Source organism: Paracoccus binzhouensis, from assembly GCF_016446475.1.
GTDB classification, from domain to species: Bacteria; Pseudomonadota; Alphaproteobacteria; order Rhodobacterales; family Rhodobacteraceae; genus Paracoccus; species Paracoccus binzhouensis.
Map to the genome: position 1 here is coordinate 1 of NZ_JAEHFP010000150.1, position 9168 is coordinate 9168.

At 69.2% G+C, this 9168-nt stretch carries 9 protein-coding genes; 4 read left to right on the forward strand and 5 right to left on the reverse strand.

Annotated elements, in window-relative coordinates; translation table 11 throughout:
- Nucleotides 1-476, forward strand: a 476-nt coding sequence (locus I9P22_RS21795) for a BRCT domain-containing protein (RefSeq protein WP_332909061.1), incomplete at its 5' end; no start/stop codon positions are given.
- The gene (recG, locus tag I9P22_RS21800) at nucleotides 452-2563 is read left to right on the forward strand and encodes an ATP-dependent DNA helicase RecG (RefSeq protein ID WP_199262066.1); all 2112 of its coding nucleotides are present in this window, start codon (nucleotides 452-454) and stop codon (nucleotides 2561-2563) included. The genes I9P22_RS21795 and recG, both read left to right, overlap by 25 nt.
- A 327-nt stretch (nucleotides 2564-2890) precedes the next feature.
- Here recG and I9P22_RS21805 read toward each other — a convergent pair whose 3' ends face one another.
- Nucleotides 2891-3325: an iron-sulfur cluster assembly scaffold protein gene (locus tag I9P22_RS21805; RefSeq protein ID WP_199262068.1), complete on the reverse strand. Its 435-nt coding sequence runs from the start codon at nucleotides 3323-3325 to the stop codon at nucleotides 2891-2893.
- A gap of 60 nt (nucleotides 3326-3385) precedes the next feature.
- Between I9P22_RS21805 and hisI the strand changes: the two genes are divergently transcribed.
- On the forward strand, nucleotides 3386-3745 hold the full coding sequence (hisI, locus tag I9P22_RS21810; protein WP_199262070.1) for a phosphoribosyl-AMP cyclohydrolase: 360 nt from the start codon (nucleotides 3386-3388) through the stop codon (nucleotides 3743-3745).
- On the opposite strand, the gene gluQRS is transcribed toward hisI, so the two are convergent.
- The 3 genes from gluQRS to I9P22_RS21825 all read right to left on the reverse strand — a co-directional run bounded on the left by gluQRS (nucleotide 3734) and on the right by I9P22_RS21825 (nucleotide 6655).
- Nucleotides 3734-4576: a tRNA glutamyl-Q(34) synthetase GluQRS gene (gene gluQRS / locus I9P22_RS21815; protein ID WP_408635219.1), complete on the reverse strand. Its 843-nt coding sequence runs from the start codon at nucleotides 4574-4576 to the stop codon at nucleotides 3734-3736. The genes hisI and gluQRS overlap by 12 nt on opposite strands.
- A complete protein-coding gene (gene trmFO / locus I9P22_RS21820; RefSeq protein ID WP_199262075.1) occupies nucleotides 4573-5913 on the reverse strand; it encodes a methylenetetrahydrofolate--tRNA-(uracil(54)-C(5))-methyltransferase (FADH(2)-oxidizing) TrmFO in 1341 nt (446 codons plus the stop codon). The genes gluQRS and trmFO overlap by 4 nt, the downstream gene beginning before the upstream one ends.
- A gap of 115 nt (nucleotides 5914-6028) precedes the next feature.
- Complete coding sequence (locus I9P22_RS21825; protein WP_199262077.1) at nucleotides 6029-6655, reverse strand: 50S ribosomal protein L25/general stress protein Ctc; 627 nt, start codon at nucleotides 6653-6655, stop codon at nucleotides 6029-6031.
- A gap of 180 nt (nucleotides 6656-6835) precedes the next feature.
- Between I9P22_RS21825 and I9P22_RS21830 the strand changes: the two genes are divergently transcribed.
- Nucleotides 6836-7828 (forward strand): acyltransferase family protein, encoded by a 993-nt coding sequence (locus I9P22_RS21830; protein WP_199262079.1) that lies wholly within the window; start codon nucleotides 6836-6838, stop codon nucleotides 7826-7828.
- A gap of 20 nt (nucleotides 7829-7848) precedes the next feature.
- Here the strand turns inward: I9P22_RS21830 and I9P22_RS21835 are convergent, their stop codons facing one another.
- Nucleotides 7849-9012 carry an alpha-hydroxy acid oxidase gene (locus I9P22_RS21835; protein WP_199262081.1) on the reverse strand — a complete coding sequence of 388 codons (1164 nt, stop codon included), beginning with the start codon at nucleotides 9010-9012 and terminating at the stop codon, nucleotides 7849-7851.
- Between the last annotated feature and the right edge of the window lie 156 nt (nucleotides 9013-9168).

Below are 9168 nucleotides of genomic sequence, written 5' to 3' on the forward strand. Positions count from 1 at the left end.
GCGAGGCGGCGCTGGCCGAAGGCCGACGCGCCCGCCCCTCCGAGGCCCGCGCCGCGGCGCTGGCGCAGGTCGAGCTGCCGCCGGATGCCAGCGCGGCCTGGGCCGGGTTGATCGCCGCCGACGGCATCGGCCCGGTGCTGGCCATGTCGCTCTCGGACGCCTTCGCCAATGCGCGCGAGCGGGCGGCGATCGACCGGCTGGTCGGTTTCCTGACCGTGCTGCCGCCCGAGAAGCGCGCCACCGACAGCGCCATCGCCGGCAAGACGCTGGTGTTTACCGGCACGCTGGAAAGGATGACCCGCGCCGAGGCCAAGGCGCGGGCCGAGGCACTTGGCGCCCATGTCGCGGGCTCGGTCTCGGCCAGGACCGACCTGCTGATCGCCGGGCCCGGCGCCGGGTCGAAGGCGAAGAAGGCCGCCGAACTGGGCATCAAGGTCATCGACGAGGACGAATGGCTGGCCATCGCCCAGGGGTGACGGGCCGCCCGCCGGCGCTGTTTCCGCTGTTCGCGGGGGTCGAGACCTTGCCGGGCGTCGGCCCGCGCGCGGCCGAGGCCTTTGCCCAGATGGGCGTGACACGGCTGCGCGACCTGGTCCTGACCCTGCCGCATTCCGGCATCCGCCGCCGCCGCATCGCCCGGCTGGCCGAGGCCCGCCCGCCCGAGATCGTCACCGTGGCTATCACCGTGCAGCGCCACAGCCCGCCCACGGCCAAGGGCCGGCCCTGGCGGGTGCATTGCTCGGACGGCAGCGGCGACTTGCAGCTGGTCTTCTTCCATCCGCGCAAGGACTGGATCGAGAGCCAGCTGCCCGCGGGGGCGCGGCGGCTGGTTTCCGGCAAGATCGAGCTGTTCGACGGCATGGCGCAGATGGTGCATCCCGACCATATCGGCGCCGAGGGTTCGGACCCGCCGCTGGATTTCGAGCCGGTCTATCCGCTCTCGGGCCGACTCACGCAGGGCGTGGTGCAAAAGGCGGTGCAGGCGGCGATGGCGCGGCTGCCGCAGGCGGGCGAATGGATCGACCCCACGCTTGTCGCGCGCGAGGGCTGGCCCGCATGGGCCGAGGCGCTGGCCCGCGCCCATGCGCCCGACGGCCCGGCCGCCCTGTCGCCCGCCGATCCGGCGCGGGCGCGGCTGGCCTATGACGAGCTTTTCGCCCATCAGATGACCCTGGCGCTCTTGCGCCGCGACAGGCGGCGGCAGGCGGGGCTGGCCACACAGGGCGACGGGCATCTGCGCGACAAGGTGCTGGCCGGGCTGCCCTGGCCGCCGACCGGGGCGCAGCGCCGCGCGGTCGAGGAGATCGCGGCCGACATGGCCGCGCCGCGGCGGATGAACCGGCTGCTGCAGGGCGATGTCGGGGCCGGTAAGACGCTGGTTGCGTTCCTGGCGCTGCTGGTCGCGGTCGAGGCGGGCGGGCAGGGCGTGCTGATGGCCCCGACCGAGATCCTCGCCCGCCAGCATTTCCACGCCCTGGAGCCGCTGGCACGGCTGGCCGGCATTCGGCTGGAGGCATTGACCGGCCGCGACAAGGGCGATGCCCGCGCCAATATCCTGACCGACCTGGCCGAGGGCCGGATCGACATCCTGGTCGGCACCCATGCGGTGATCCAGAAGACCGTCGCCTTCCACGACCTGCGGCTGGCCATCGTCGACGAGCAGCACCGCTTCGGCGTCAACCAGCGCATGGAGTTGGGCACCAAGGGCGGCCATCTGCCGCCCGACATGCTGGTGATGACGGCGACGCCGATCCCGCGCTCGTTGGCGCTGGCGCAATTCGGCGACATGGACCTGTCGGTGCTGGACGAAAAGCCCGCCGGGCGGCAGCCGATCCGCACCACGGTGGTCTCGGACGCGCGGATGGCCGAGGTGGTGGACCACCTGGCCCGGGCGGTGGACACCGGCGCCCGGGCCTATTGGGTCTGCCCGCTGGTCGAGGAAAGCGAGGCCGTGGACCTGACCGCCGCCGAGGCGCGCTTTCAGGAGCTGCGGGCGCGGTTCGGCGATCAGGTGCGGCTGGTCCACGGCCAGATGCCGCCGGACGAGCGCGACGCGGCGATGGCCGATTTCGCCGCCGGGCGGGCCCGCATCCTGGTCGCGACCACGGTGATCGAGGTCGGCGTCGACGTGCCCGAGGCGACGATCATGGTGATCGAGCGCGCCGAAAGCTTCGGCCTGGCGCAGCTGCACCAGCTGCGCGGCCGGGTCGGGCGCGGTTCGGGCGCCTCGAGCTGCCTGCTGATGTATCACGAGCCGCTGTCCGAGACCGGGCGGCGGCGGCTGACCACCCTGCGCGAGACCGAGGACGGCTTCCGCATCGCCGAGGAGGACCTGGCGATGCGCGGCGCCGGCGACGTGATCGGCACCGCGCAATCCGGCCTGCCACGGTTCCGCATCGCCGACCTGGAACGCCAGGCCGGGCTGATGGCGCTGGCGCGCAAGGACGCGCAGAGCTTCCTGGAGCGTGACCCGGCGATGCAGAGCGAGCGCGGCCAGGCCGTGCGGCTGCTTCTGTGGCTGATGGAGCAGGACCGCGCCATCCGGCTGATCAGCGCCGGATAGATGTTCGCATGATGTTCTTAAAAAGTTCTTTACTTTGTTCGCGACCTATGAGAACAAACCATAAACGAACTGTGGAGAGACCTCATGACCCGCGAATCCCTCTCTGACCTGCTCGGCACCGTCGCGATTTCGGTGACCGCGATCATCCTGTTTTCGCTGCCCTCGATTCTGGCGGCCTGATCCTCACTGCCCCGCGCAATCGACGGCCCTTCGCCTGGGGCCAGTCCTTTCCCCCGGACGATCCTGCGCGCAACTGCCGGTCCCTCGCGGGCCGGCTTTTTCTTTTTTCGCCTCCGGCGGGGGTATTTGGGGGAACGAAGAAGCCGGTCAGGCCGAGGCGTCGATGGCGCCGAGCAGCGCCTCCCAGGCCAGCAGGATCGAGGCGTGGCGGTTCGGGAAGTCGCGGGCGGGCAGCAGGGCTTCCAGTTCCTCGAAGGGCGGCGCAGGGGCGGGGCCGTCGGATTTCAGCATGGCCTGCAATGCGTCGCGGGCGCGGGCGATCTCGTCGCGGGTGCGGCCGAGCGCGGTGCGGCCCAGAACCCCGGCAGAAGCCTGGCCCAGGGCGCAGGCCCGCACCTCCTGCGCGAATTCGGCGACGCGGCCGTCCCGCATCACCACCTGCGCCGTGACCGAGGAGCCGCATTGCGGCGAGCGGCGATGCGCGCTGCCCGTGGCATGGTCGAGCTTGCCCAGATGCGGGATGTCCGAGGCCAGCGCCAGGATGCGCCGCGAATAGAGCTGCATCAGGTCGCTGTCGGACATGGTCTTTTCCCTTGCTGCCGTCGGGTCTAGATAGGTGCGGTGCAGCCGAAAGGAAAGCCGATGTTCGACCCTGCCAGCCTGAAATATGACGCGAACGGGCTGATTCCCGCCATCGCGCAGGATCATCGCAGCGGCGAGGTGCTGATGATGGCCTGGATGAACGCGGAATCGCTGCGCCGGACGCTGGAGTCGGGGCGGATAACCTATTGGTCGCGCTCGCGGCAGGGCTTCTGGACCAAGGGCGAAAGCTCGGGCCATGTGCAGAAGCTGGTCGAGCTGCGGGTGGATTGCGACCGCGATTGCCTGCTGCTGCTGGTCGACCAGCACGGGCCGGCCTGTCATACCAACCGGCGCAGCTGCTTCTATACGGCCATCCGCGACGGGCGCGAGGTCGAGATCATGGCGCCGTCAGAAGCCTAGCTGGCGGCGGATCTGCGCGGCGCTGATGCCTTCGTCGCGGAACAGCTTCAGCGCCCGAGCGTCGTCGCGCTTGGCCAACCGCTTGCCCTGCTGGTCGCGGATCAGCCGGTGGTGGTGATAGCGCGGGGTCGGCAGGTCCAGCAGTCTCTGAAGAAGAACGTGTATCCAGGTTGAATCCAAAAGGTCTTTTCCGCGCGTGACCAAGGTGATGCCCTGCGCCGCATCATCCACCACCACCGCCAGATGATAGCTGGTGCCCATGCCGCGCCGCGCCAGCACCACGTCGCCGACCCCGGCGATGAAGTCGTGCGCGCTCAGCCGGTGCGGCAGGCCGGGGGCGATGTTCTCGTCGAGAAAGGCGATCTCGTCGAGGCGCAGATGGTCCAGCGCGCGGGCGGCGTCCAGGCGGATGGCGTCATCCGGCCCGGCCTCGGCCATGCGGCGGTGGCGGCAGGTGCCGGGATAGACTGGGCCGTCCGGGCCGATCACGGCCGCGCCTTCTTGCGGGGCCGAAAGCGCGGCGCGAATGTCGGAGCGGCGGCAGCGGCAGGGATAGGTCAGGCCCAGCCTGGCCAGCCGGTCCAGCGCCGCCTGATAGGCGGGCAGGCGTTCGGACTGGCGCATGACCGGCTGCGGCCAGTCGAGGCCGAGCCAGTGCAGGTCCTCGGCGATCAGCGCCTCGTATTCCGGGCGGCAGCGGCCTTGGTCGATATCCTCGATGCGCAGCAGGAACTGGCCGGGATCGGCCAGCCGCGCCGCGGTCAGCGCCGCGAAGGCATGGCCCAGATGCAGCGGCCCGGTCGGCGAGGGGGCGAACCGCGTCTGGTTCAACTCTGCCCCGTAAGCCATTGCTGGAAATCGACTTTCGCGCGGTCCGTATAGGCCGGATAGCGGTCCTTGCGCCCCTTGCGGCCGCCGCGCATCGCGTCGAGCGGCGGGTAGAGGCCGAAATTCACGTTCATCGGCTGGAAGGTCTTCGCGTCCGCGCCGCCGGTGATGTGGCTGACCAGCGCGCCCATCGAGGTGGTGGCCGGCGGCGGCGGCAGGTCGCGTCCCAGCGCCTCGGCCGCGGCCATGCGTCCGGCGAGCAGGCCCATGGCAGCGGATTCGACATAACCCTCGACCCCGGTCACCTGGCCGGCGAAGCGCAGGTTCGGGCGAGCGCGCAGCCGCAGCCGGTCGTCGATCAGCCGGGGCGAATTCAGGAAACTGTTGCGGTGGATGCCGCCCAGCCGGGCGAATCTGGCATTCTGCAGGCCAGGAATGCGCCGGAAAACATCGACTTGTGCACCATATTTCATCTTTGTCTGGAAGCCGACGATATTGTAGAGTGTCCCCAGCGCATTGTCGCGCCGCAGCTGCACCACGGCATGGGGCTTTTCGGCCGGGTTATGAGCATTGGTCAGGCCCACGGGCTTCATCGGGCCGTGGCGCAGGGTTTCGCGGCCGCGCTCGGCCATGACCTCGATCGGCAGGCAGCCGTCGAAATAGCCGGCGGTCTCGCCCTCGTGGAACTCGGTCTTTTCGGCGGCGAGCAGGGCGTCGATGAAGCCCTCGTAGTCGTCGCGCGTCATCGGGCAGTTGATATAGGCGGTGCGCTCTTCCTCGGTCTCGCCCTTGTCGTAGCGACTTTGCCGCCAGCAGATCGACATGTCGATGGTCTCGGCATGGACGATGGGGGCGATGGCGTCGAAGAAGGCCAGCGAGCCCTCGCCGGTCAGGCTGCGGATCGACTGGCCGAGCGCCTCGGAGGTCAGCGGGCCGGTAGCGACGATCCAGCGCCCCTCGGAGGGCAGTTCGCGGATCTCGCCCGGCGTGAAGCTGACCAGCGGCTCGTCGCGCAGCGCCCGGGTCACGGCCTGCGAGAAGGCGTCGCGGTCCACCGCCAGCGCGCCGCCAGCGGGCAGCCGGTGACGCTCGGCCATGGCCATGATCAGGCCGCCGGCCGCGCGCATCTCCCAATGCAGCTGGCCCACGGCGTTCATGCGGTCGTCGTCCGAGCGGAAGCTGTTCGAGCAGACCATCTCGGCGCAATCGCCGGTGCGATGGGCGAAGGTCGCGACCTGGGGCCGCATCTCGTGCAGCACCACCGGCAGGCCGGCGCGGGCGACCTGCCAGGCGGCCTCGGACCCGGCAAGCCCGGCGCCGATGATATGGATCGGTTCCATGCGTTTCCCCTTCGCGTCAGGCGCGATGTCCTAGCAATCGCCGGGTGTCTGGGCAAGAGAAAGGGCGGCGCCCGCAGGGGTGCCGCCCGATGTGATTCGCAGCTCAGGCCGGCGATCAGGCCTCGGTGGCCTCGCCTTCGGCCGCGGCTTCCTCGTTATCGGCCGAGCGCAGGCCCGAGGGCGCGGCGATGTTGGCGATGACGAAGTTGCGGTCGATGGTCGGCTTCACGCCGGCCGGCAGCACCACGTCGTTGATGTGGATGGTGTCGCCGATCTGCTTGCCGGTCAGGTCCACGGTGATCTGCTCGGGGATGTCCGAGGCGGTCACGACCAGCTCGACCTCGGGGCGCACCACGACCAGCGTGCCGCCGCGCTTGAGGCCGGGGGCGGCGTCGTGATTCTCGAAGTTCACGTGGATGAACAGGTTCACGCGGGTGTTGCGGTGCAGGCGCATGAAGTCGATATGCGTCGGCAGGTCCTTGACCACGTCGCGCTGCACGCCGCGGCAGACGACGCGCACGTCGTCCTGGCCCTCGACCTTCAGGTTCCACAACGTGGACATGAAGCGGCCGGCGCGCAGCTTGGTCAGCAGCGAGTTGAACTCGATCTGGATCGGCTGCGGGTCCTTCCCGTCGCCATAAACGATGCCGGGCACCTTGCCTTCGCGGCGAGCTTGGCGGGCGGCCCCCTTGCCTGTCCCCGCGCGTGCCTCGGCCACCAGATCAGGGATCTCTTTGGCCATGATGGTATTCCTTTGGTTGCGGTTTGCGGCCATCCTCCAAGGGTGCATGGCCGAAGTGGGGCCTATAGCGCGGCGCCGGCCGGTTGTGAAGGGAAAAAAGCCCGGCATTCGACGCGAAAAATACTTGCCAGAACGGCGGGGAGGTAGCAAAGCGGTTGAAGTCGGGCCGGGGTTTGCGAGTTGCACCGTATACATTCACTGGACTATCTGAAGCTGGGCCTGGCCGTTCTGGTCGCCTTCGGCCATACCTACTGGCTGCAGACCCATATCACGCCCTTGATCTACATGATCGGTAACGGGCTGATGCGGGTCATGGTGCCGACCTTCTGCATCGTCGCCGGCTATTTCCTGCATTCGGCCGTGGCGCGGGGCAAGGGCGGCAAGTGGCTGTGGCGGGTGACGGCGCTTTACGGCTTCTGGATGGCAGTCTATCTGCCCTTCTGGCTGAACGAGGTGCATGGCCCGGTCTCGCTGGTCAAGACCCTGGCCTGGGGTTATTTCCACCTGTGGTTCATGGCCGGCATCCTGGTCGCCGGGGCGGTGATCCTGCTGCTGCGCGGTTTCGCCCGCAGGGTGGTGCCGGCCCATGAATACCGGATCCTGATGGCGGCAGCGGTGATCTGCGCGGTGATCGGCGTGGTGCTGCAATATGTCAGCCTGTCGGGAATCGTGCATGTCGGGGTGAAGAAATTCTCCAATGGGCTGTTCATGTGCTTCCCCTTTGTGGCCATGGGCTATTTCTGTGGCCGCCGGGTGGCGCGGCTGGGCATAGCCGGCCTGCCGGGCCGCGGGGCGGTGCTGGCGGTGACCGTGGTCGGCCTGGGCCTGCTGATGGCCGAGGCCTGGCTGGTGCAGTCCTGGCGCGGCCTGCAGGTGATGCTGGACATTCCCGCCAGCTCCTATGTCGCTGCACCGGCGCTGTTCATCGCCACCCTGGGCACACATATGCCGCCGCCGCCGCTGCGCCTCGACCCGATCTCGGCCGCGATCTATTTCATGCATGTGCTGGCGCTGCACCTGGCGCGCTCGCTGGGCTTCCAGGACCTGGGCGCGCTGATGTTGTTCGCCGTCGGGCTGCCGGCCCTGGCGGCGCTGCTGCTGCAGCGCCTGCCGATCCCGGGCTTTGGCAAGCCGAAGCATCGCTACGACGCGCAGCGCGAGCCCCGCGGCTGAGGGCGGGGCGCGCGCGCCGCTCAGGCCCAGGGCTGCAGGAAATCCGGCGGGATCAGCAGGTTGTGCCGCCCCAGCGCCTTCACGTCGCGCTCGCCGCAGAGCGCCATGGTCACGTCCAGCTCGTTGCGGATGATCTCCAGCGCCTTGGTCACGCCGGCCTCGCCCATGGCGCCGAGCCCGTAGATATAGGCGCGGCCGATATGGGCGGCATGCGCCCCCAGCGCCAGCGCCTTCAGCACGTCCTGGCCAGAGCGGATGCCGCTGTCCAGATGGATCTCGACCTGTTCGCCCACCGCCTTCACGATCTCGGGCAACATGCGGATGGCGCTGACCGCGCCGTCCAGCTGCCGGCCGCCGTGGTTGCTGACAATGATCGCATCGGCGCCGAAGCCCGCGGCCATGCGGGCGTCCTCGGGGTCGTTGATGCCCTTCAGGATCAGCTTGCCGCCCCAGAGGTCGCGGATGCGGGCAATCTTGTCCCAGTCGAGCTGCGGGTCGAACTGCTCGGCCGTCCAGCTCGACAGCGACGAGGTGTCGCCGACGCCCTTGGCGTGACCCACGATATTGCCGAAGAAACGACGCCTGGTCTGCAGCATCTCGATGCCCCAGCGCCATTTCGTCGCCAGGTCCAGCAGCACCGGCAGGGTCAGCCTGGGCGGCGCCGACAGGCCGTTCTTGAGATCCTTGTGGCGCTGGCCGAGGATCTGCAGATCCAGCGTCAGCACCAGCGCCGAGCAGCCGGCACGCTTGGCCCGCTCGATGATCGCCTCGAGGAATTCCTGGTCGCGCATCACGTAGAGCTGGAACCAGAACGGCGCCTGCACCGCTTCGGCCACGTCCTCGATCGAGCAGATCGACATGGTCGAGAGCGTATAGGGCACGCCGAAATCCCGTGCCGCCCGCGCCGCCTTGATCTCGCCATCGGCGCATTGCATGCCGGTCATGCCGACCGGGGCCAGCGCCACCGGCATGGCCACCCTTTGCCCGATCATCGTGCTTTCGGTGGTGCGGCCGGTCATGTCCACCGCGACCCGCTGGCGCAGCTTGATGCGCTGGAAATCGGTGCAGTTCTCGCGGAAGGTGCTCTCGGTGTAGCTGCCGCTTTCGGCGTAATCGTAGAACATCCGCGGCACGCGCCGGCGATAGAGCGTCTTCAGGTCGTCGATGCAGGTGATGACCGGCATTGGGGTCTCCTTAATTCGGCGCGGCTGCGGGCGCGCAATCGGCATCGTCCGGGGCGCAGCCGTCCAGCGGGCGCTCGGACAGCGCCCTGGCGCGGGCGCGCAGCGCCTCGGCGCGGCGGCGCAATTCGGCATCGCCGGCGGCCTGGCCCGATCCGG